General features: G+C 46.8%; 21 protein-coding genes. 13 read left to right on the plus strand and 8 right to left on the minus strand.

The window, feature by feature from the left end:
- The first annotated feature begins 137 nt into the window (after window positions 1-137).
- Entirely contained in the window at window positions 138-1,592 is a 1,455-nt protein-coding gene (gene thiI / locus ACTHY5_RS05300) for a tRNA uracil 4-sulfurtransferase ThiI (RefSeq protein ID WP_441877421.1), read from the plus strand.
- Between the two features lie 84 nt (window positions 1,593-1,676).
- Here thiI and ACTHY5_RS05305 read toward each other — a convergent pair whose 3' ends face one another.
- Window positions 1,677-2,582, minus strand: a complete 906-nt coding sequence (locus tag ACTHY5_RS05305) for a ketopantoate reductase family protein (RefSeq protein WP_441877424.1) — start codon at window positions 2,580-2,582, stop codon at window positions 1,677-1,679.
- A gap of 167 nt (window positions 2,583-2,749) precedes the next feature.
- Here ACTHY5_RS05305 and ACTHY5_RS05310 point away from each other — a divergent pair, with 167 nt between their 5' ends.
- Entirely contained in the window at window positions 2,750-3,232 is a 483-nt protein-coding gene (locus ACTHY5_RS05310; protein ID WP_441877427.1) for a YajQ family cyclic di-GMP-binding protein, read from the plus strand.
- A gap of 95 nt (window positions 3,233-3,327) precedes the next feature.
- Here ACTHY5_RS05310 and ACTHY5_RS05315 read toward each other — a convergent pair whose 3' ends face one another.
- The 4 genes from ACTHY5_RS05315 to ACTHY5_RS05330 are packed head-to-tail and all read right to left on the minus strand — an operon-like array spanning window position 3,328 to window position 7,014.
- The gene (locus ACTHY5_RS05315; protein WP_441877430.1) at window positions 3,328-4,716 is read right to left on the minus strand and encodes an AmpG family muropeptide MFS transporter; all 1,389 of its coding nucleotides are present in this window, start codon (window positions 4,714-4,716) and stop codon (window positions 3,328-3,330) included.
- Window positions 4,717-5,286: a peptidylprolyl isomerase gene (locus tag ACTHY5_RS05320; protein WP_441877433.1), complete on the minus strand. Its 570-nt coding sequence runs from the start codon at window positions 5,284-5,286 to the stop codon at window positions 4,717-4,719.
- Window positions 5,283-5,867, minus strand: a complete 585-nt coding sequence (locus ACTHY5_RS05325; protein ID WP_441877436.1) for a YajG family lipoprotein — start codon at window positions 5,865-5,867, stop codon at window positions 5,283-5,285. The genes ACTHY5_RS05320 and ACTHY5_RS05325 overlap by 4 nt, the downstream gene beginning before the upstream one ends.
- A gap of 7 nt (window positions 5,868-5,874) precedes the next feature.
- Window positions 5,875-7,014 (minus strand): methyltransferase, encoded by a 1,140-nt coding sequence (locus ACTHY5_RS05330; RefSeq protein ID WP_441877439.1) that lies wholly within the window; start codon window positions 7,012-7,014, stop codon window positions 5,875-5,877.
- Window positions 7,015-7,365: 351 nt separating this feature from the next.
- Between ACTHY5_RS05330 and bolA the strand changes: the two genes are divergently transcribed.
- The 10 genes from bolA (at window position 7,366) to dinB (ending at window position 16,359) form a co-directional block, all read left to right on the plus strand.
- On the plus strand, window positions 7,366-7,686 hold the full coding sequence (bolA, locus tag ACTHY5_RS05335; protein WP_441877441.1) for a transcriptional regulator BolA: 321 nt from the start codon (window positions 7,366-7,368) through the stop codon (window positions 7,684-7,686).
- A 323-nt stretch (window positions 7,687-8,009) separates the two neighbouring features.
- Entirely contained in the window at window positions 8,010-9,353 is a 1,344-nt protein-coding gene (locus ACTHY5_RS05340; protein ID WP_441877444.1) for a Na(+)-translocating NADH-quinone reductase subunit A, read from the plus strand.
- A gap of 3 nt (window positions 9,354-9,356) precedes the next feature.
- Window positions 9,357-10,595: an NADH:ubiquinone reductase (Na(+)-transporting) subunit B gene (locus ACTHY5_RS05345; protein WP_441877447.1), complete on the plus strand. Its 1,239-nt coding sequence runs from the start codon at window positions 9,357-9,359 to the stop codon at window positions 10,593-10,595.
- Window positions 10,588-11,358 carry a Na(+)-translocating NADH-quinone reductase subunit C gene (locus ACTHY5_RS05350; protein WP_441877450.1) on the plus strand — a complete coding sequence of 257 codons (771 nt, stop codon included), beginning with the start codon at window positions 10,588-10,590 and terminating at the stop codon, window positions 11,356-11,358. Before ACTHY5_RS05345 ends, ACTHY5_RS05350 begins: the two co-directional genes overlap by 8 nt.
- Window positions 11,351-11,983: an NADH:ubiquinone reductase (Na(+)-transporting) subunit D gene (locus tag ACTHY5_RS05355; protein ID WP_441877452.1), complete on the plus strand. Its 633-nt coding sequence runs from the start codon at window positions 11,351-11,353 to the stop codon at window positions 11,981-11,983. The genes ACTHY5_RS05350 and ACTHY5_RS05355 overlap by 8 nt, the downstream gene beginning before the upstream one ends.
- Before the next feature lie 2 nt (window positions 11,984-11,985).
- Window positions 11,986-12,582: an NADH:ubiquinone reductase (Na(+)-transporting) subunit E gene (gene nqrE, locus ACTHY5_RS05360; protein ID WP_441877455.1), complete on the plus strand. Its 597-nt coding sequence runs from the start codon at window positions 11,986-11,988 to the stop codon at window positions 12,580-12,582.
- A 25-nt stretch (window positions 12,583-12,607) separates the two neighbouring features.
- The gene (gene nqrF / locus ACTHY5_RS05365; protein WP_441877458.1) at window positions 12,608-13,831 is read left to right on the plus strand and encodes an NADH:ubiquinone reductase (Na(+)-transporting) subunit F; all 1,224 of its coding nucleotides are present in this window, start codon (window positions 12,608-12,610) and stop codon (window positions 13,829-13,831) included.
- 56 nt (window positions 13,832-13,887) lie between these two features.
- The gene (locus ACTHY5_RS05370) at window positions 13,888-14,946 is read left to right on the plus strand and encodes an FAD:protein FMN transferase (RefSeq protein WP_441877461.1); all 1,059 of its coding nucleotides are present in this window, start codon (window positions 13,888-13,890) and stop codon (window positions 14,944-14,946) included.
- A gap of 1 nt (window position 14,947) precedes the next feature.
- Window positions 14,948-15,172: a (Na+)-NQR maturation NqrM gene (gene nqrM, locus ACTHY5_RS05375; RefSeq protein ID WP_208004046.1), complete on the plus strand. Its 225-nt coding sequence runs from the start codon at window positions 14,948-14,950 to the stop codon at window positions 15,170-15,172.
- A 101-nt stretch (window positions 15,173-15,273) separates the two neighbouring features.
- The gene (gene dinB, locus ACTHY5_RS05380; RefSeq protein WP_441877472.1) at window positions 15,274-16,359 is read left to right on the plus strand and encodes a DNA polymerase IV; all 1,086 of its coding nucleotides are present in this window, start codon (window positions 15,274-15,276) and stop codon (window positions 16,357-16,359) included.
- 62 nt (window positions 16,360-16,421) lie between these two features.
- Here dinB and ACTHY5_RS05385 read toward each other — a convergent pair whose 3' ends face one another.
- The 3 genes from ACTHY5_RS05385 to ACTHY5_RS05395 form a co-directional block, all read right to left on the minus strand.
- On the minus strand, window positions 16,422-16,784 hold the full coding sequence (locus ACTHY5_RS05385; RefSeq protein WP_441877463.1) for a hypothetical protein: 363 nt from the start codon (window positions 16,782-16,784) through the stop codon (window positions 16,422-16,424).
- Window positions 16,785-17,106: 322 nt separating this feature from the next.
- A complete protein-coding gene (locus ACTHY5_RS05390) occupies window positions 17,107-18,585 on the minus strand; it encodes an aminoacyl-histidine dipeptidase (RefSeq protein WP_441877466.1) in 1,479 nt (492 codons plus the stop codon).
- A gap of 192 nt (window positions 18,586-18,777) precedes the next feature.
- The gene (locus ACTHY5_RS05395) at window positions 18,778-20,412 is read right to left on the minus strand and encodes a methyl-accepting chemotaxis protein (RefSeq protein WP_441877469.1); all 1,635 of its coding nucleotides are present in this window, start codon (window positions 20,410-20,412) and stop codon (window positions 18,778-18,780) included.
- Between the two features lie 346 nt (window positions 20,413-20,758).
- On the opposite strand from ACTHY5_RS05395, the gene gpt reads away from it, so the two are divergent.
- Window positions 20,759-21,220 carry a xanthine phosphoribosyltransferase gene (gpt, locus tag ACTHY5_RS05400; protein ID WP_208004051.1) on the plus strand — a complete coding sequence of 154 codons (462 nt, stop codon included), beginning with the start codon at window positions 20,759-20,761 and terminating at the stop codon, window positions 21,218-21,220.
- Window positions 21,221-21,314: the final 94 nt, after the last annotated feature.

A 21,314-nucleotide genomic window follows, 5' to 3' on the forward strand; every position in this document is an offset into this window, starting at 1 on the left:
TTAAATAGATGTGTATCTTAACGGACGGCGTCTAGCTTACAGCTGGGTTTTACGCTGGGCGCTTGCGGCTGTTCGGTGTATAATGTGCGGCTTTATTTTTGTGTTTTACTTTTTTGTTGCCTAGGCGTACCGAATTTATGAAATTTATTATTAAGCTGCATCCAGAAATCACCATTAAGAGCCGTTCGGTGCGCCAACGTATGTGCAAGCTGTTGCAAGGCAATATTCGTAATGTGGTGAGGCATTTAGATGAAGATGTCAAAATTCGTACTGAGTGGGACAAGTTAGTTCTGCGTAGTCAGTGCGATGAGCACCGCCAAGCGATAGTCGATGTATTAGCGTGTGTGCCGGGTATTCAGTCTTATTTAGAAGTGCAAGAGCATCAAGTGACAACGCTTGATGATATTTTGCACCATACACAAGCGGCTTTTGGTGATTTGTTAGAAGGCAAAACCTTTTGTGTGCGCGCTAAGCGTCGTGGTCAGCAAAGCTTTAAATCGCTGGATGTAGAGCGCTATGTAGGGGGCGGCTTAAACCAGCACTGTAACCCCGCCGGTGTTAAGCTTAAAAATCCGGATGTACAGGTCAACCTTGAGCTAGACGGCGAGCGTTTGTATTTAATCAATCAAATTTATAAAGGCTTAGGTGGCTACCCTATTGCCACGCAAGAGAGTGTACTGAGCTTAATGTCGGGGGGGTACGATTCTGGCGTGTCCTCTTATCAGTTTATTAAGCGCGGCAGCCGCGTGCATTATTGCTTCTTTAATTTAGGTGGCCCTGAGCATGAAGCTGGGGTGCGTGAAGTGGTGTACTACTTGTGGAAGAAGTATGGCTCTTCGCATCGGGTTAAATTTGTGTCTGTGCCTTTTGAAGGTGTGGTTAACGAAATTCTTGAGAAAGTTGACAATGGGTATATGGGAGTTATTTTAAAGCGCATGATGGTGCGAGCCGCCGCCGTAGTGGCTGAAAACTTAGCCATTAATGCCCTTGTTACCGGTGAAGCCATGGGGCAGGTGTCTAGCCAAACCGTGACCAACCTTAATGTTATTGACCGTGCTACAGACATGCTGGTTATGCGCCCACTTATTGCCTCGGATAAGCAGGATATTATTGATGTGGCACGCCAGATTGGCACTGCGTCTTATGCAGAAAAAATGCCGGAATATTGCGGTGTTATCTCGCAAAGTCCAACCATTAAAGCCAAGCTGGGTCGAGTGGCTGAAGAAGAAAGTCAGTTTGATTTTAGTGTGCTAGATGCAGCGGTAGAAGCGGCTGTGATTAATGATGTTCGCCAGTTAGAAGAAAAATGGCAAACGCCTAGCGTGGAGTTTAGTCAAGGTAATACGAGTGATGAAAACAGCACCGAGGTGATCTTAGATATTCGCCCACCGGAAGAGCAAGAAGCAGCTCCTCTTAAGGTCGCTGAACGGCCCGTTGTGGTGATGCCATTTTTTAAACTGGCAAATCAGTTTAGTAGCTTAGCTGCAGATAAAACCTATCTTTTATATTGTGATCGTGGGGTGATGAGTCGCCTACAAGCGATTCATTTAAAAGAGCAAGGTTTTGATAATGTGAAGGTTTATAAGCCTTAACATACAGCGCCCAGCACTAAGCACGTTATAAAAAACACCGAGCCTAAAAAATTCGGTGTTTTTGTTTTGCTGGGCGCTTGGTGCTTAGCGCTCAATTACTTGCTCTCGCTTTTTAATTTCTTGATACAGCTGCTGGCAAACAGGCACGGGGTGCTGATGGGCGTGTTGTAGAATATAGCCGCTAATATAGTCATTTTCGCTGGAGCGACCTTGGGCTATATCTTGGTGCATAGAGGAATAGTTACAGGCGGTAAGCTCAATCACTTTGTGTAAACGACGGCGAAACTCAGACAGGGTTTCAGCTTTATTGCCTTGCAACCTTGAGATCACTCCATGCACTTCTTCGCTTAGCTGAGCTAAAACCTCAGTAAAGCGGGACTCAAGCAATTGACCATTAGTAATATTATGGCAGGCGGTAAGAGGATTGATCACGGCATTAATTGCCAGTTTTTGCTGTTGTTGCAGTATGATTTCGTTACTCCATTCACAATGCCCCCAGGCCGCAGCTAAGGGAGGCACTAAGTGCTGATAGGCTTTGGCTGCTTCATTTAGCGGCCCAAGCCAGGTGTCTCCTTTACCTGTATGACGCACTTGCCAATCCCTTTCTTTCATTGCGCCGTGACTACTAATACCCGCTAATATCGGGTTGTTAGGGAAGAGAGCTAACACCTGCTCGGCGACTCCCATGCCATTGTGCAGCAAAATAATAGGCGTTGCGCTGGGTAAAAGAGTTAACTCTTTAAGTGCATCAATAACATGATAGGCCTTGGTAAAGACCAGTAAACACTGGACTGTGTTGGCATGTTCGGCAAAAATAGGGCGGCTATGGAACAGCTGGCGCTGACCGGTAATATCGATAAACTCTAAATGAGGGTGAAAGTGGCCCCTGTGGCGCTCAGAGAGCATTAAAGCGACACTTTCACCTTGCTGGCGTAATAAGCCCGTCATCACACAACCTAAAGCACCGGCGCCCAGTATGGTCCACTCCATCAGCTTATCCCCCTAAATTTTGCTATTATATCTCTGTTATCGAGTATACGTTAGCTGTGAAGCTTGGCAGATGCCAAGGTATTTTTTATTGTGGTGAGAGTTATCTTTTTAACTAGCATGCTCAGTCATGGTATTTAAAACGTTATCTCTCTTGTAAGGAGTTTACTATGCCATCTTTTGATGTGGTGTCTGAAGTAGAAATGAATGAAGTGCGTAATGCGGTAGAAAATGCCAACCGTGAGCTCTCAACGCGATTTGATTTTCGTGGTGTTGATGCAAGCTTCGAGCTTAAAGAAGAGCAGGTAAAGCTCAGTGCGGATGCTGAATTTCAGCTGCAACAAATGCGTGATATCTTGCGCGGCGCTTTGATCAAGCGCGGAATAGACGTGAAAGTATTGGATCCGGCAGACATTGTTCGCTCAGGTAAGCGCCACCTGCAAGATATTGGCTTTAAACAAGGCATAGCCCAGCCGCTTGCTAAAACCTTAGTGAAGAAAATTAAAGACAGTAAAATTAAGGTGCAAACTGCAATTCAAGGTGAAGAGTTACGTATTACCGGTAAAAAGCGTGACGATTTACAACAAGTAATGGCGCTATTGCGCAGCAGTGATCAAGAGCAACCGCTGCAATTTAATAACTTTAGAGATTGATTTAAGGGCTGCGCCAAGCTTTGTAGGGCAATGTTGAATGCTTAATTTTTAATGCTGAATAAAGAGGGTTTAATGGTGCTGTTTTCATTCAACATTTACAATTCAACATTGCTTTTAGCGCTGGGCGCTGTCTTACCTACTTGCTTAATCAGCCAGAGTACCGGTAGGCCGATGGCGGCGGTACCAATAAAAAAGGCTGCGTAACCGTAGGCATCCACGGTAACACCAGAAAACCCAGCTAGAAATTTTGGCAGTAACATCATTACTGAGCTAAACAGCGCGTATTGCGTTGCTGAAAAAGCCACGTTAGTCAAACTGGACAAGTAGGTAATAAACGCCGCAGTCGCAATACCGGCACTTAAGTTATCCAATGAAATAATAAGTGTGAGTAGCCGTATATCAGGTCCTACTTGAGCCATGGCAGCAAACATGACATTAGTAACCGCGGATAGTACCGCCCCCAACATTAAAATACGCAAGGTGCCAAAGCGGCTGACTAAAATCCCGCCAAGAGCTGCCCCCACTAATGTCATGATCACGCCATACACTTTCGTTACGGTGGCAATTTGTGATTTGCTAAACCCCATGTCTACATAAAAAGGATTGGCCATAACGCCCATAACGACATCTGAAATGCGATAACAGGCAATTAACGCCAAAATAATCAGCGCCTGCTTACCAAAGCGTTGAAAAAATTCGGCAAAGGGCGCCACCACGGCGCTGCGCATAAAAGCGATAAAGCCGGCCAATAAAGCAGGGTAGCCTTGGTTAACCAGTTGCTGTTTATGCTCAGCCTGTGCCGAGGCTTGTTGTTGTAAATCAATATCAGGCTCGTGAATTAATAAGCATGTAATGACTCCCACCAGCATAAAGCCTGCCATAGAGAGGTATGCCGTTTGCCAGCCGATGGGATCATAACCTAAATCGGACCCTGCCCAAGCGGCAATGGCCAAGGCACCGGCACCGGCCATAATCATGGCCAGTCGATAGCCCGTCATATAAGCCGCCGCCAATGCTCCTTGCAGATGCTCTGGTGCAGCTTCAATCCGATAAGCATCAATCACAATATCTTGGGTTGCTGAGGCAAACGCCACTGCTAAGGCAAATAAAGCAAAGGCGACAATATGCTGCGTGGGCTCAGAGTAAGCCATGCCGGCTAAGGCTGCCATAATAAGCAGCTGTGAAAAGAGCATCCAGCTGCGTCTTCTCCCCATTACCCGAGATAAAAGTGGCAAGGGTAATCGGTCAACTAAAGGCGACCAAAGCCATTTTACGCCATAGGCCAGTGCCACCCAGCTAAAAAAGCCGATGCTAGTACGGCTGACACCCGCTTCGCGGAGCCAAAATGACAAAGTGCCAAACACTAACAAAATCGGTAAGCCAGACGAGAAGCCTAATGCAAACAGCGTTAACACTCGGCGCTCGGCATATAGGGCCAGTTGCTGCACCCAACCGGACTTATCTTTTTGTGAGTTGTAATGCACTTATTGACTGACCTGTGAGTCGTTTAAACGGCGCACCTGCTGCAATACGATATCTTGCTGTGGCACATCACGCGCGCGTAACGTCATATTCATGCCTGTTGGTACCTTGGCCATTTTAGTCAAAATGTCGTCGCCTAAAGTAACTTTACCAAATACTGTATAGCCGGCATTACGCCCGCCATTAAGTGATTGGTTATCGTTGAGGTTGATATAAAACTGTCGTGTGGCGCTGTTAGGATCTTGGGTTCGTGCCATGGCAAGGGTACCTGTCTGGTTTTTTAAGCCATTATTAGACTCGTTAACCACTGAGCTGTAGGTAGGTAACTTTTTATAGTCGGTATTAAAGCCACCACCTTGCACCACAAATTCTGGGATCAGACGATGAAAAATACTGCCATTGTAGCTACCGTCATCTACATAGCGTAAAAAGTTAGCCACGGTAGCAGGAGCGTCTTGATCGTTGAGCTCCACTTCTAATGTGCCCATATTGGTAACCAGTTCTACCTTAGTGCCGGCAAGAGCATGGCTGACCATCAGCAAACAGCTGAGCAAGACTAACAAGCGTCTCATGACTGAGCTCCCACAAATTGTTGTACATCCTGATCGGCCAGTATGTCTTTAATCATCAAACTTAGCTGTTCATTTAATGCCGTTTTTACCTTGTCTAGCTCAGGGTGTAAACGGCCCGGAAATTCAGCCTGTGCGCTGCGGCGAAATTGTTTTGTAATGGTGCTCCCGTCGCGTTTAAGCGTAAGTTTCATACGCAGCTGCTGCACAACGTCATAGCTAATATGACCACGAATAACTCGTGCTAGCACCTCTTGCAGCTCTAGTTCCATCTGTACGGGCGCGTCATTTTCTAGCAAAGCCCCTTGGGTGCTTAAGCCTTCGGCCAAGGCTTGTTGCATTTGCATCTTAAGGTTGTTGGTTGCCCCTATGACAACGGTTTTTTTATTATTTTGCTCAACCTGAATAATATAATCGTTTTGACGCGCATCTTGGCTGCTAAGCGTCATTGGCAGCTTGCTATATACACCGGCTTTGGCATTAACCGTAGGGGTTACATCCACAGCCACTGGGTAGTAGCTAGTACAAGCACTTAGGCTAAAAGCCAATAGGGCGGTGATACATCCTTTAGAGATCTTCATCATTGAGTCCTTAAGAAGTTTTTATGGCTTTGAGGATAACGAATTTATGATTAGATGCCACTACCGTCTGATTACCGAATAGACGCTTTAGCTTGATATGGTAATTTAGATGGCGGTTGGCGACGACCCATAGCTCGCCGCCAGGGCTGAGTACGCGTTTAGCATCAACAAACATTTGCCAAGCAATATGGTCAGTAATGGCCTGTTGTTGATGAAAAGGCGGGTTACATAAGATTAACTTTGCACTATTTACAGAGACATCATCAAGACAGTTATTGACCAAGAAGTGGGCGCGAGCGACTTCTGTTGGTAAATTTTTCTTCACTGTCAGCTCAGCGCTGGCAATCGACATATAAGATTCGTCAACGAACGTAAGGCGGGCATCGGGGTTGTTTACCATGGCCATAAGGCCTAATACGCCATTGCCGCAGCCGAGATCGATAATGTGCCCAGCATGATGACGAGGCAAATTTTCTAGCATAAAACGCGCGCCAATATCGAGATTGGCACGAGAAAAAACATTGGCGTAATTATAAATATTAAAGTCGGTGCCTTCTAGCGGCCACACCAAAGGCGTTGGTAGCTGACTGGTGACCTTGCTGGTATTGCAGTAACTAAAAATCAGGCGGGCTTTTTTCTTGGCAAGGCTGGTTTTTGTTTCACCAATATAGCGTTCAAAAAACTTCAGGGTCGAACTGTGAATATCTTTAGCTTTAGCGGCGGCAATAAACACAGTATGAGGGCCCATTATTTGGCTTAGGTAGGCGAGCTGGTACTCCAGTAAGGCGTTGGTTCTGGGCAACTTCATCAGCACTAATCCCGGGGTAGGGCCTGTCCATTCATCTAAACTGGTCAAAGACGATCCACTTAAGGTGATTTGATTGTCGTGCGCATTGGCGATAAGTGCCAGTTCACTGATACGTGAGTCGTTTATGCTGGTGGGTTGATATTGTTGTAAGGCAAGCGTAAGCACACCAAAAGCATCATTTAAAATTAAGACTGGAGCCTCAGTATCCCAGTGATGTTCTGTAAGCTCACTGAGTAAATACTCATCAGCCGCCTCCCATGCTTGCAGGCCATGCTGGGCTGAGCGAGGATAACGACGTAGCAGTAGTTCACCGCCTTGAGGTAGGGGGAAAAGGTGATTCATGACGGCTTTACTCTAATAGAAAAAAAGCATTTTAACAGTTAATAGAGGAAAAGCAGCATAGTGCGATACCATTAGCATTACGCTGGGTTAAAACACAGAGCCATATTGGCTCTTACCCTGTAAAGTCTTTTTCAGATCTTATCTCTATTGTTCCCTGTTCTTCTGTGAGGGGCGTGGCGAAAAATTTTGATCAGTTAGTTTTACAGATTGGTATTAGTGTCAAATTATAATGCCTAGAGTCTGCTTTATATGCCACTTTTTCTGACGTACTGAGTTGTCTATTGCTGCACCGTCAGTCTTTCAGATAAGTATGACTGCACATTTTGATTTAATTATAATTGAGGAATCGCTATGTCTATCGCAGAGCAAATAGAACAAAAAATACAGACTGCATTGCAGCCTGTACACCTAGAAGTGATTAATGAAAGTTATATGCATCGAGTGCTACCTGGTTCTGAAACGCATTTTAAATTAGTGGTGGTCAGTGAGCGGTTTGACGGGCTACGTTTACTGGCACGCCACCGTAAACTCAATACCTTATTAGCGGACGAGTTAGCCGGTGGTGTACATGCGTTGGCGTTGCATACCTTTACCCCAGCACAATGGCAGGCTCGCCAAGCAGAAGTACAAGATAGTCCAGCGTGCCGAGGCCAAGGTGGAGTGAGTCATTAGCGACACAGACCTAGCGCAATAATGAGACCAATATGAGACTAAAGGTTAGCGAGTAACCGCATATCATGGCCTTGTTTTTGCTTAATCAATGTTGCGCGCTCAGCAATTATGCTAATGACCAGTAAATATTGGTAATTGCCATGGCAGCCACCACGTTAAAAGTGCTAACATTGTGCGCCTTTCGGTTTTAGGCTGGATGTTACCGGACTGTGGTCAGACTGTTGTCGACATGATAGTGGGCAGACCGGTAGCGACTCATCAGCATGTTGTCATGTCTGTCATGGCAAGTACCTGTCTTCCTCTAACAAGTAGTGCAAGTGAGTATGATTACAATTAAAAAAGGGCTGGACCTCCCGATATCCGGGGCACCAGAGCAAGTAATCTACGATGGCCCTGCCATCAAGCGCGTTGCTACGCTGGGCGAAGAGTTTGTGGGCATGCGCCCTACCATGCACGTCAAGGTAGAGGATCATGTTAAAAAAGGTCAGGTTATCTTTGTAGATAAGAAGAACCCTGGCGTTAAGTTCACAGCTCCCGCCGCCGGTACCGTGGTTGAAATCAACCGTGGTGCTAAGCGTGTTTTGCAGTCTGTAGTAATTGCGGTTGATGACAGTGAAGATCAGATTACTTTTTCAAAGTATACGTCTGCTGAACTTTCTAAATTAGAACTCGATACCGTTCGTGAACAGCTGGTTGAATCTGGCATGTGGACGGCATTACGCACCCGACCTTTCAGTAAGGTGCCGGCAGTTGATTCGACCCCAAGCTCCATCTTTGTCACCGCTATGGATTCTAATCCGCTGAGCGCAAACGCCGAATTGATCATTAAGGAATATGCCCAGGCATTTACCGATGGTCTACAGGTGTTAAGTCGGCTGACAGAAGGCCAGGTGAATGTATGTAAAGGTGAAGGTAGCTTGCCTCAGGCGCCTGCAGGTAACATTAAAGAACACGTGTTTACCGGTGTGCACCCAGCAGGCCTACCTGGCACCCATATTCATTTTGTTGACCCTATAGTGGCAGGCAAAGTGGTATGGCACATTAATTATCAAGATGTGATCGCATTTGGCAAGCTGTTTACCACAGGTGAACTGTTTACTGACCGCGTAGTTGCTCTTGGTGGCCCTGTGGTACAAAAGCCGCGCTTGTTACGTACTCGTCTTGGTGCCTCATTAGATGCATTAACGACCGGTGAGCTGCAAGAGGGTGAAAACCGCGTTATTTCTGGTTCGGTACTTTATGGTACTGCCGCTGCTGGCCCTCATGCCTATTTAGGTCGCTATCACTTACAAGTGTCAGTGATGGCGGAAGGTCGAGAAAAAGAGCTATTTGGCTGGATTGTACCCGGTGCTAATAAGTTCTCTGTTACGCGTGCTTATTTGAGCCACTTAACCAAAGGCAAACTGTTTGATCTGACGACGACCACTAATGGGTCGGCGCGAGCCATGGTGCCAATTGGTAACTATGAGCGCATTATGCCGCTTGATGTTTTGCCAACTGTATTACTGCGCGACTTATTGTCTGATGACACTGACGGTGCGCAAACCTTGGGCTGCTTAGAGCTAGACGAAGAAGATCTGGCGCTTTGTACCTATGTATGTCCGGGTAAATACGATTATGGCTTGGCGCTGCGCAAGTGTCTGACCACAATTGAGCTAGAGGGCTAAGTAATGAGCTTAAAACACACTCTGGAAAAGCTCGAGCACCATTTCGAGCCGGGTGGAAAACACGAAAGGTTTTACGCCTTATATGAAGCGGTCGCAACCGTGCTCTATACCCCAGGTATGGTGACACGCAATGCCTCTCATGTACGCGACAGTATCGATCTGAAGCGCATTATGATTATGGTGTGGATGGCGACATTCCCTGCAATGTTCTTTGGTATGTACAACTCAGGTGGCCAGACAATCTCGGCCCTGATCAGCATGTATAGCCCAGGTGAATTGGCGGGTATTATAGACGGCAATTGGCGCTATGGCCTAGCACAAGCACTGGGGGCAACCTTAGGCGAAGGTGCAGGTTGGGGCAGTAAAATGCTGCTGGGCGCAACGTACTTCTTACCCATTTATGCCACTGTCTTTATTGTGGGTGGTTTCTGGGAAGTTTTATTTGCCAGTGTACGTAAACATGAAGTAAACGAAGGGTTCTTCGTAACGTCTGTATTGTTTGCCTTGATTGTTCCTGCCACTTTGCCGTTATGGCAAGCCGCTATTGGTATTACCTTTGGTGTGGTGATGGCGAAGGAAATTTTTGGCGGTACTGGTAAAAACTTCCTTAACCCTGCATTGGCAGGGCGTGCCTTTTTGTTTTTTGCCTACCCGGCAGAAATTTCAGGCGACACCGTCTGGACTGCAGTTGATGGCTTTTCAGGTGCCACCGTCTTGGGCCAGTGGGCTGCGGGCGGACAATCTGCACTGATGGATGCCAATACCGGCAGTATCATCAGTTGGATGGACGCCTTTATCGGCCACATCCAAGGTTCTATGGGTGAAGTGTCTACTTTAGCTATCTTACTGGGTGGTTTGCTGATTATTTACTTAGGGATTGCCTCTTGGCGAATAGTGGCCGGGGTAATGGTCGGTATGATTGCTATGGCTGCCTTGTTTAACTTTATCGGCTCCGACACTAACGCCATGTTCAGCATGCCGTGGTATTGGCACTTGGTAGTAGGTGGCTTTGCCTTTGGTATGATGTTTATGGCAACAGATCCTGTGTCTGCTTCTTTTACCAATAAAGGTAAATGGTGGTACGGTGCATTGATCGGCGTCATGGTGGTGCTGATCCGTGTGGTCAACCCTGCTTTCCCCGAGGGCATGATGCTGGCTATTTTATTCGCCAACCTGTTCGCTCCCTTGTTTGACTACTTTGTCGTGCAGGCTAACATCAAACGGAGACTGGCTCGTGGCTAAAAAAGAATCTATTGGCAGAACATTTGCCGTCATTGGCGCCTTGTGTTTGGTTTGTTCGATTGTGGTATCAGGGGCAGCAGTGTTGCTAAAACCCACCCAAGAGCTGAACAAAGCACTAGACGTACAAACTAATATTGTTTCTGTGGCCGGCTTTGGTCGTCAAGACGTCGCCGAAAACTATGACCGCTTTATTGATGCTAAGTTGTTAAACCTCAACACGGGAGAGTTTTCAGATAAACCCGTTGCAGGTTACGAGCAACGGGTAGCGGCTAAAGAGCCTGATTCAAGTGTTAAGCTTGAATCAAGCGAGGACCCAGCCAGTATTCGCCGTCGCGCTAATTTGGCTCCTGTGTATATGGCCCACGACGAAGACGGTAATTTAGACAGTATTATTCTGCCTATGCACGGTCAGGGTTTATGGTCGACCATGTATGCGTTTGTGGCCGTTGCCCCTGATGGTAATACCATTAAAGGCATCACTTATTATGAACAAGGTGAAACACCAGGTTTGGGTGGTGAAGTAGAAAACCCAAGCTGGCGCGCTCAGTTTGTAGATAAGAAGCTGTATGACGAGAACGGCCAACCAGCCATTAAAGTCGTGAAAGGCGGCGCACCTGCTGGTGCCCCTTCTAGTGTCGATGGCTTGTCTGGTGCTACCTTAACCTCTAAGGGCGTACAGCAGACCTTTGAATTCTGGTTAGGCGATAAAGGCTTCGGTCCTTTCCTAACTAAGGTACGTGAAGGAGAGCTAAACAATGGCTGATAAAGCAGAAGTTAAAAAGGTTCTCTTTGGACCTATTATCGGCAATAACCCGATCACGCTTCAGGTATTGGGCATTTGCTCCGCCTTGGCGGTGACGTCACAAATGCAAACTGCATTCGTTATGTCATTAGCGGTGGTTGCGGTTACTGCGTTCTCTAACTTGTTTATCTCATTAATACGTAATCAGATCCCAAACTCGGTGCGAATTATCGCGCAGATGGCGATTATTGCCTCTTTGGTAATAGTGGTGGATCAGATATTAAAAGCGTATGCCTATGAGATTTCTAAGCAGTTATCGGTATTCGTTGGTTTGATTATTACTAACTGTATCGTGATGGGGCGTGCTGAAGCTTACGCAATGAAGAGCCCACCGCTGATGTCATTTTTCGACGGCATCGGCAATGGCTTGGGTTATGGCTTAATCTTATTGATTGTAGCCACCATTCGTGAGCTGTTTGGCTCAGGTACTTGGTTTGGTCTAGAAATTTTGCCATTGGTTAAGAATGGCGGCTGGTATCAGGCGAACGGCTTACTGCTGTTGCCTCCTAGTGCCTTCTTTATCATCGGCGGCATTATCTGGGTGTTGCGTACTATGCGCCCCGACCAGGTTGAGGCGAAGGAGTAAGCATGGAACATTATATTAGTTTGTTTGTTCGTGCCATTTTCATCGAAAACATGGCATTGGCCTTCTTCCTCGGCATGTGTACCTTTTTGGCGGTGTCTAAAAAGGTAAAAACGTCCTTTGGTTTGGGTGTAGCAGTAATAGTGGTACTGACCTTAGCGGTACCGGTAAATAACCTAGTCTATAACTTTGTGCTGAAAGACGGTGCGCTAGTTGAAGGCGTAGATTTGAGCTTTTTGAACTTCATTACTTTTATCGGTGTGATTGCCGCACTGGTACAAATATTAGAAATGTTGCTCGATAAGTTCTTTCCCGCGCTCTATAACGCGCTGGGCATTTTCTTGCCACTCATTGCCGTAAACTGTGCCATCTTTGGTGGCGTATCTTTCATGGTACAGCGTGATTATAACTTTGCTGAATCTATCGTTTACGGCTTTGGCTCCGGTGTGGGCTGGATGTTGGCAATTGTATTGCTAGCGGGTTTACGTGAGAAGATGAAGTATTCAGATGTGCCTGCTGGTTTACGCGGCTTAGGGATTACCTTTATCTCGGCTGGCCTAATGGCGATTGGCTTCATGTCTTTCTCTGGCATATCCCTATAATCCGGTGATAGAAAAGGAATAAACGATGGAAATCATTCTAGGCGTGGTCATGTTCACCGTGATTGTGCTGGTCCTAGTAAGCATTATCCTGTTTGCTAAGTCCAAGCTGGTTGCGGAAGGGGATGTCACCATTAGCATCAATGATGATCCCGATAAGGCGATCACATCAGGTGCGGGCGGTAAATTGTTAGGTGCCTTGGCTAATAGCGGTATCTTTGTGTCGTCAGCTTGTGGCGGCGGTGGTACTTGTGGCCAGTGTCGGGTACGAGTGTTAGACGGTGGGGGTGAAATTTTACCCACCGAGCTTGACCACATCTCTAAAGGTGAAGCCCGCCAAGGCGAGCGTTTGTCTTGTCAGGTGAACGTTAAGCAAGACATGAAAATTGAACTGCCGGAAGAAGTATTTGGCATCAAGAAATGGGATTGCGAAGTCTTGTCTAACGACAGCAAAGCGACCTTTATTAAAGAGCTGAAGCTAAAAATTCCGAATGGCGAAAGCGTTCCTTTCCGTGCCGGTGGTTATATTCAAATTGAAGCGCCACCGCATCACGTTAAGTACAAAGATTTTGAAGTACCAGAAAAATTCCGTGAAGATTGGGACAAGTTCAATATTTTTGACTTGGAGTCTAAAGTAGACGAGGAAACTATCCGCGCTTACTCTATGGCCAACTACCCGGAAGAAGAAGGCATTATTTTGCTAAACGTGCGTGTGGCAACGCCGCCGCCACGTAACTGGAGCGCGCCTCCTGGCAAGATGTCCTCTTATATTTGGTCACTGAAAGAAGGTGATAAAGCCACTATTTCGGGGCCATTTGGTGAGTTTTTTGCCAAAGATACCGATGCCGAAATGGTGTTTGTGGGCGGTGGTGCCGGTATGGCACCGATGCGTTCGCACATCTTTGATCAACTTAAGCGGTTAGATTCTAAGCGTAAGATCAGTTTCTGGTACGGTGCTCGTTCACGTCGTGAAATGTTCTATGTTGAAGATTTTGATGGCTTAGCAGCTGATCACGACAACTTTACTTGGCATGTTGCCTTAAGTGACTCCACGCCAGAAGACGAGTGGACGGGACATACAGGCTTTATTCATAATGTCTTGTATGAGAACTACCTTAAAGATCACGAAGCGCCAGAAGACTGTGAGTATTATATGTGTGGACCGCCGGTCATGAATGCCGCCGTAATCACCTTGCTCAAAGACTTGGGCGTAGAAGAAGACAACATTATGCTTGATGACTTTGGTGGCTAACCATCTCAGTTAATGATGGCTTAACACCCTAAGTAAAAACAGGTGATTAAACACTGATGAGTTCTTACATAACTAAATGGCTGGCCCCAGTGGGGCTGGCCTTTTTATTGGTCGCCTGTAAACCGGCCGATATTAACGGGGCCTCAACAAACGGTGAGCAACATCTTACCGGTAATACCATGGGCACCTATTATTCCATTAAAATTGTTGGCCTGAAGGCGGCGCGAGTTGAAGCTATACAGAGCAGCATTGAGCTGCGACTGGATAAGGTTAACCAGCAAATGTCGACTTATTTAGCTGATTCTGAGTTAAGTCAATTTAATCAGTTGACTTCAGCTGAGGGCTTTTCTGTGTCTGCCGACACCGCCAAGGTAGTAACGGCGGCTTTGCAGCTTGGTCGACAAACTGAGCAGACATTGGATGTGACGGTAGGACCCTTGGTTAATTTATGGGGGTTTGGCCCAGATGAAAGGCCTGTACAAGTGCCCAGTGCCCAACAATTATCCCAGGCCCAAGCTCAAACAGGTCTGGGGCATTTGCGAGTCGAGTACGCTCTTGATGGCCAATATTTATATAAGGCGATTCCTGAGTTGTATGTTGACCTATCTTCCATTGCCAAGGGCTTTGGTGTTGATGTGATATCAGAGTACTTGTCTGAGCAGGGCCTAACTAATCATCTTGTGGAAATTGGCGGTGAGTTGCGATTAAGCGGCCATAACCGTCATAATAAACCATGGACAGTGGCAGTTGAAAAGCCCCATAACAGTGATAGCCGCAGTGACGAATTAGTACAACAAGTGTTAGTAGCAGGCAATAACAGTGTGGCAACCTCTGGGGATTATCGTAATTATTATGAAGTGGACGGTCAGCGACTGTCTCATACTATTGACCCTCAAACCGGACAACCGATTACGCATAACTTGGCATCGGTGACAGTCATTGATCCCTCCTGTATGATAGCGGATGGGCTTGCCACGGCACTCACCGTTATGGGCCCCGAAAAGGCACTTGCCTTTGCCGAACAACATGAGCTTGCTGTGTATCTGCTAACCAAAACGGACGATGGCTTTAGAGTAGATATGACCAGTGCTTTTAAAAAGTACTTAAGAGGTTGATATGATGTATTTTCTGATAACCTTCGCCGCGTTTGCCTTGGTCTTTTTCGCTATGGCTATTGGCTATATTGTGCAACGAAAAACCATCGCCGGATCTTGTGGTGGGCTGGGGAGCGTGGGCATAGATAAAGCCTGTGATTGCGATGACCCTTGCGAAAGTCGCCAAAAAAGAATGGCTAAAGCAGAAGCCAAGCGCCAAATGCTTGAAGAAAACCGCATCATTTAACGCCGAAAGGCGTTAAATGATGCTGTACGTTAATCGCTATACGCCGTACGAATTAGTTTTCGTATCGCGGTTAACGTACCGCGTATAGCTGCTCTTGAGTGATGCGTAAAATTATTCATGTTGATATGGACTGCTTTTATGCGGCCGTTGAAATGCGTGAACACCCTGAGTGGCGTGATATTCCGCTGGCCATTGGTGGCAGTGCTGAACGTCGCGGGGTTATTGCCACTTGTAATTACCCAGCCCGCAAGTTTGGTATTCACTCTGCCATGTCGAGTCATCAAGCCTTGCAACGCTGTCCTCACTTATTGCTCGTGCGCGGCAATATGCCAAAATACAAGGCGGTGTCTCGACAGCTGCAGGATATTTTTGCTCGCTATACCGATTTGGTTGAACCCCTATCTCTTGATGAAGCCTACCTAGATGTAACCAACAGCCCTTGGTTTGCTGGCAGCGCGACCCGCATTGCTGAGCATATTCGTTATACCATTCAACAAGAGCTGCAATTAACGGCGTCCGCTGGTGTTGCCCCTAATAAGCTGCTGGCTAAAATTGCCTCTGACGAAAATAAGCCTGATGGATTATTTGTACTACCCCCCACAGCCGTGGCCGACTTTGTCTCTGACTTAGCCTTAAAGAAAATACCCGGTGTAGGGCACAAAACCGCAGAAAAGCTGAATGACATGGGGTTAACTTATTGTCATCAATTAGCTGCTGTAGGAGAAGCTGCACTCATTCGTCGCTTTGGTAAGTTTGGTGCTTTATTGTGGCAACGTGGCCAAGGGATAGATGAACGCCCAGTACAAACCGACCGGATTCGAAAGTCAGTGGGCGTAGAAACCACTCTAGATAAAGATATTCAGCAGATTGAGCAAGGCATAGCCGTATTACATGTGTTGTGGCCAGAGCTGGTTAAGCGATTGAATGAAAGAGCCATTAAGGGACTTTGCATTAAATTGAAGTTTTCAGACTTCACTCAAACCACATTATCACGACGCTGCCGCGCACTGAGTCTCGACCTGGCAGTGCAGTTATGTACACAAGCATGGCAGCGTGCTCAAGGCAGAGGAATTAGGTTAGTTGGCGTCAGCGTCGAGCTTAATCATGGGGCTGACGAAGAGTATACCGCTGAGGAGCATCAGCAACTTAGCTTCGATTGGGAAGACGAGAATACAAGGTCGAGCTAAGACAAAGCGATTGAATTGCGGGTAGCAATTGGTTTTTAGCGGGACACTTAATGCTATATCTTCTATTGCAAGTGATCTTGTTCTTCAAATTGCCAACCGTGGTTAGATGCCACTGATGCAGGTTGCATAGCCGGCACTTCTGCAACAGTTGTACTGTGAGAGCTGGGGGTTTGGCTTACGGCAATATTTTCATCAGCAGATTCTAGCGCCGGGCGATCACGGCCATCATCCGGTGCGGCCTGCACCACGGGGGCGGCTTCGTTGCGCCTATCATATTGAATGCCAGGTGCTAGCTTCTTGGTTTCATCCCATAGCTCTTGGCCAAAGGTGGCGATATCAGAAAAAAAACTATCAGCCATGGCCGGTGTTGCCAGTAACGCTAAACACACACAAGCGGCTGCCGATTTTACAGTAAGGGTATTCATAAGCGTCCCGAAAATAGCAAGTAACAATTAGAGCATAAATCAAGCAAGGTCACTTTAATACTCGAATAATACGTACCTAGTCGAAGATTGACGCACCGGCTGCGCGAGAATGTTGAATGTTGAATTAACGTCGTCATTGCGAGGAGCGTAGCGACGCGGCAATCCATGCTTCCCCCTTCGGGAAGCGGTAAGCTTGAAGCTGAGAGCGAACGGACAAAAAAATGGATTACTTCGCTACGCTCGCAATGACGGCGTTTGTTTTACTCCAGTTGTGCCACTCCAGCCTTCCCGCTTCCCGCTGGGTGTTCGACGCCGTTTTAACTTAAAGCTTACGGCTGACCGCTGTGTCTTCAGGGATCTGTCGTAATACACGGACTAATAATTGCCAAAAGCGAGAGACAGCTTCAATATGCACGCGTTCGTCGGGTGAATGAGCGCCTTGAATAGTTGGACCAAATGACACCATATCCCACTCAGGATAAATCGCTTTAAACAAACCGCACTCTAAGCCGGCATGGATCACCTTTACCTCAGGCACTAGATCAAACAGCTCTTTGTGGGTGTTGCACACTAGCTGCATAATGGCTGACTGTGGGTCAGGCTGCCAGCCTGGGTAGGCGCCATCAAACTCACAATGTGCTCCTGCGAGGCGAAATACCGCCGCTGTCGCATTCGCCACCCGATCACGCCCTGTATCATTGAGTGAGCGAATTAAGCATTGCACATAAATATGTTCGGCTTCTGTACTAATGACGCCGAGGTTGCTTGAGCTTTCTACTACATCGGCAATATCACGACTCACCGCCATCATCCCATGAGGGCAGGCCAGCAGTGCTTGGCTTAATTTTTGTTGTAAATCTTGTGTCATCATGCGCTGCGGGCGTTCAGCTGGCACTAACTCAAGATGAATAAAATCATCGACCCCATTAAACTCCTGCTGGTACTGCTGTTGGCGGGCCGCAACTAGCTCGGTCAGTGTAGCCATGGCATTTTGGGGTAATGTAAGTAGTGCATTGGCTTCACGAGCAATGGCATTGCGCAGTGTGCCACCACTGAGCTCTGACAGGCGAATACTGGGGTGTTCGTTAAGATCATTAAGTAACTCCGCCAGCAGTTTATTAGCACTGGCGCGGCCTTCGTTAATGTTAATGCCAGAATGACCGCCGCGTAGACCACTGATGTTTAAATGCACGGCCTGATGATCGTCCGGCACCGACTCAGCCTGATAGGGCAGGGTAATATTGGCATCTACCCCACCGGCGCAGCCCATGTATACATCACCGTCTTGTTCTGAGTCTGTGTTCAGTAATATTTTGCCCTGCAACATACCTGGCTCTAAGCCAAACGCCCCTGTCATCCCACTTTCTTCATCAACGGTCAGCAATACTTCAAGTGGCCCGTGCTGCACTTTATCATCGGCCAGTACAGCTAAACATCCGGCTAAGCCAATGCCGTTATCGGCACCTAATGTAGTGCCACGAGCGCGCACCCAGCCATCCTCTATATAAGGCAGTATTGGATCTTTGGTAAAGTCATGACTAATATCGGCATTCGCCTGCGGCACCATGTCCATGTGAGCTTGTAAAATGACACCGGTACGTTGTTCCATACCAAGGCTTGCGGCTTTACGAATAATTAAATTACCAATGGTATCTTGTATAGTGACTAAGCCTTGTTCTTGCGCCCAATCGGTTATCCATTGCCGAACAGCGGCTTCATGCCCAGAGGGATGAGGAATGCTGCATAAGGTGTCAAAAAATTGCCACAATAGGCGGGGGGATAGCTGAGTAATTGCGGTCATTAATATACACCTTATTCATAAAACAAACGGACAGCGCAACGCGCTAAGGGCTACAAGATAGCTAAGTTATCTACAATAGCCAAGGCAACAAAGCATCCTGTTGCCAAGACAATGCTGGATGCTTCATTTTTTTACGCTACTCCTGATAGCGGTTGCTCAGAAAAAATACAATATAATCCAGAGCGCACAATTTTAAGCCTTAAAAGTACTCATTTCTTCGGCTAGCCTACGACCTAACCCCGCTAATGTTTCGCCGGCATCGTCGGTTTCTTGGGTCTTTATACGTCCTTCTTCGGCTAACTCGCTTAAACGATTTAAGTTTTCACTTATTTCACCTGTGGTTTGTCGCTGCTGCGCGGCTGCGGTGGCAATATGGCTGTTCATGTCGTTAATCAGTGCCATGCTCTGATTGATAGCTTGTAGGGCATCACCGGCTTGATCGGCAGTATGCTGAGTGTCTGTTGCACGTTGCATAAGGCCGTTCATTTGGGTGACGGTGGCATTGGCTTCTTGTTGTAGTCGTTGAATAATATCTTCAATTTCATCAGTAGAGCTCTGGGTGCGAATTGCTAGATTACGCACCTCATCGGCAACCACCGCAAAACCGCGGCCTTGTTCACCGGCGCGAGCCGCCTCAATAGCGGCGTTTAATGCCAACAAGTTAGTTTGTTCGGCAATGGCACGGATCACTTCTAACACTGTGCCTATTTCTTGAGAACGTGCCGCTAACGAAGTTAATTGTTGCTGGGTATCAACCAGCTCATTAACGAGACAGGCTGACTCTTTTTGTGTTTGCTCTACTTTTAACGTGCCATCTTGTGCTGCACTGGCCGATTCTTGGCTGGCAGTAGCTGCTTGTTCAGCGGCATTGGCCACTTCTTGGCTAGAGGCCATCATTTCATTCATGGCGGCCGCTACTTGTTCCGTTTCGCGAGATTGTTGTTCCGATACGCCGCGATTATGACGCACTATTTCGCCTAAGCGCTCAGAGGCATCATTCACTTCTTGGCTAATGGGGGAGAGTTTGCGTACGGTTTGTGCTAATCGGGAGCAGAATTCGTTAAAGCTTTTACTGAGCTGGCTGACTTCATCTTTGCCTTTCTCATCTAAGCGTTGTCGTAAGTCAGCTTCGCCCCCCGAAATTTCTTGCAGGGCGAATACGGTTGCATTTACAGGGTGTAAAATGCTGCGGATTAAGGCAAAGGCGACCGCAATAGCAATAACTCCTAACCCCATGACCACTAATAGAATTTGCCCAGCAATGGCAATCAATTGTTCTTGTACGTCATCCACATAGAGGCCGGTGGCGATAATCCATCCCCAAGGCGCAAATTCTTGCCCATAAGAAATTTTATCAACCGGATGAGTGAGGCCAGGTTTGGGCCATAAATAATGCACAAAACCTTGCCCGGAATGGTTTATTTGCTTGGCCATTTCTACAAATAATGCCTTGCCGTCTGGGTCGGTAAAGGGCTGTAAGTCTTGGCCATTTAGTTTGGGGTTCATCGCATGCAATATCATATTAGGGTGAGAATCTTGCACCCAAAAATAATCATCATTGCCATAGCGTAAGGTACCAATAGCAGATAAGGCGTGCTGTTGCGCCTCTTGCTCACTGAGCTGCCCTTGAAGCTGTTGCTGATGAAAGAAGCTGACCAGACTAATGGTGGATTCTACCTGATGTTTTACTTGGTCGCGCCTTTCGTCAATTAAGCTGTGATAAAAAAACCACAGCGTTAACAACATAATCATGATCACGCCACCAGATAGCAGCAGCAAGTTTAAATACAGTCGTTTAGCAATAGAAAGTGATCGAAGTAAAAACACATCCATGTTCCTTCTTTATAAGGGAGTTGCCCCTAAGGAGTTGTAGCAATGGGTTAGCTTAATGTTATCTGCATTGCAAACTAGGAGTTAAAGTCAATTATGCGAGCTAAGTAACTCAGTCTTTAGTCTTAGTGCTTAGTGAGGGGGAAGAAAGTCGGTGAAATACAATATTTTCTATCGTTACGCTAATAAAAAAGCTGTAACTCTGGTCAAGAATGGGAGTGATCTCTATAATGCATCCATTGTTTGCTCGCTGTTTGGCTAGAATGAGTTTATTAAACTTATTTTAAGTACAAAACGGCAGCGGTGCCTAAATTGTCTGAAGCTAACACGCAAGGTTCTTCTTATGTCCAATAAATTTGTCGTCACTTGGGACTCATTTCAGCGCGAAACACGTAAGCTCGCTGAACGTCAACTCCCTGCTAGCCAATGGAAAGGCATTATCGCTGTGAGCCGAGGTGGGTTAGTACCTGCTGCGATTATGGCTCGCGAACTAGGCATTCGTCACGTAGATACCTTGTGTATTGCCAGTTATGACCACAATCAGCAGCGCTCTGATATGCAAGTCATTAAACAAGCCAATGGTGATGGCGAAGGCTTTTTAATAGTTGATGACTTAGTGGATACCGGTAATACCGCGCGCGTGATCCGTGAAATGTACCCCAAGGCTAAGTTTGTTACTGTGTTTGCTAAGCCTAAAGGTGAGCCTTTAGTGGATGATTTTGAAACACGTGTTGGTCAAGATACTTGGATAGAGCAGCCGTGGGACATGGGCGTGGTATTTGCTACTCCTTTGTGTGAGCAATAATTCAGATTAAGATAAAAAAGGCTCCTAGGGAGCCTTTTTTATTTGTGGGTAGGCAAAGCGCTAGCCTTTAGCGACTCCCACACCATCAGGCCTG

The sequence above is a fragment of the Oceanisphaera sp. genome (genome assembly GCF_052084945.1).
Taxonomy (GTDB): domain Bacteria; phylum Pseudomonadota; class Gammaproteobacteria; order Enterobacterales; family Aeromonadaceae; genus Oceanimonas.

Bases quoted from the DNA above. Each gene is read 5' to 3' on its own strand.
- thiI (WP_441877421.1), top strand. From the start codon at position 138: ATGAAATTTATTATTAAGCTGCATCCAGAAATCACCATTAAGAGCCGT.
- ACTHY5_RS05305 (WP_441877424.1), bottom strand. From the start codon at position 2,582: ATGGAGTGGACCATACTGGGCGCCGGTGCTTTAGGTTGTGTGATGACG.
- ACTHY5_RS05310 (WP_441877427.1), top strand. From the start codon at position 2,750: ATGCCATCTTTTGATGTGGTGTCTGAAGTAGAAATGAATGAAGTGCGT.
- ACTHY5_RS05320 (WP_441877433.1), bottom strand. From the start codon at position 5,286: ATGAGACGCTTGTTAGTCTTGCTCAGCTGTTTGCTGATGGTCAGCCAT.
- ACTHY5_RS05325 (WP_441877436.1), bottom strand. From the start codon at position 5,867: ATGATGAAGATCTCTAAAGGATGTATCACCGCCCTATTGGCTTTTAGC.
- ACTHY5_RS05330 (WP_441877439.1), bottom strand. From the start codon at position 7,014: ATGAATCACCTTTTCCCCCTACCTCAAGGCGGTGAACTACTGCTACGT.
- bolA (WP_441877441.1), top strand. From the start codon at position 7,366: ATGTCTATCGCAGAGCAAATAGAACAAAAAATACAGACTGCATTGCAG.
- ACTHY5_RS05340 (WP_441877444.1), top strand. From the start codon at position 8,010: ATGATTACAATTAAAAAAGGGCTGGACCTCCCGATATCCGGGGCACCA.
- ACTHY5_RS05345 (WP_441877447.1), top strand. From the start codon at position 9,357: ATGAGCTTAAAACACACTCTGGAAAAGCTCGAGCACCATTTCGAGCCG.
- ACTHY5_RS05355 (WP_441877452.1), top strand. From the start codon at position 11,351: ATGGCTGATAAAGCAGAAGTTAAAAAGGTTCTCTTTGGACCTATTATC.
- nqrE (WP_441877455.1), top strand. From the start codon at position 11,986: ATGGAACATTATATTAGTTTGTTTGTTCGTGCCATTTTCATCGAAAAC.
- nqrF (WP_441877458.1), top strand. From the start codon at position 12,608: ATGGAAATCATTCTAGGCGTGGTCATGTTCACCGTGATTGTGCTGGTC.
- ACTHY5_RS05370 (WP_441877461.1), top strand. From the start codon at position 13,888: ATGAGTTCTTACATAACTAAATGGCTGGCCCCAGTGGGGCTGGCCTTT.
- nqrM (WP_208004046.1), top strand. From the start codon at position 14,948: ATGATGTATTTTCTGATAACCTTCGCCGCGTTTGCCTTGGTCTTTTTC.
- dinB (WP_441877472.1), top strand. From the start codon at position 15,274: ATGCGTAAAATTATTCATGTTGATATGGACTGCTTTTATGCGGCCGTT.
- ACTHY5_RS05385 (WP_441877463.1), bottom strand. From the start codon at position 16,784: ATGAATACCCTTACTGTAAAATCGGCAGCCGCTTGTGTGTGTTTAGCG.
- ACTHY5_RS05390 (WP_441877466.1), bottom strand. From the start codon at position 18,585: ATGACCGCAATTACTCAGCTATCCCCCCGCCTATTGTGGCAATTTTTT.
- gpt (WP_208004051.1), top strand. From the start codon at position 20,759: ATGTCCAATAAATTTGTCGTCACTTGGGACTCATTTCAGCGCGAAACA.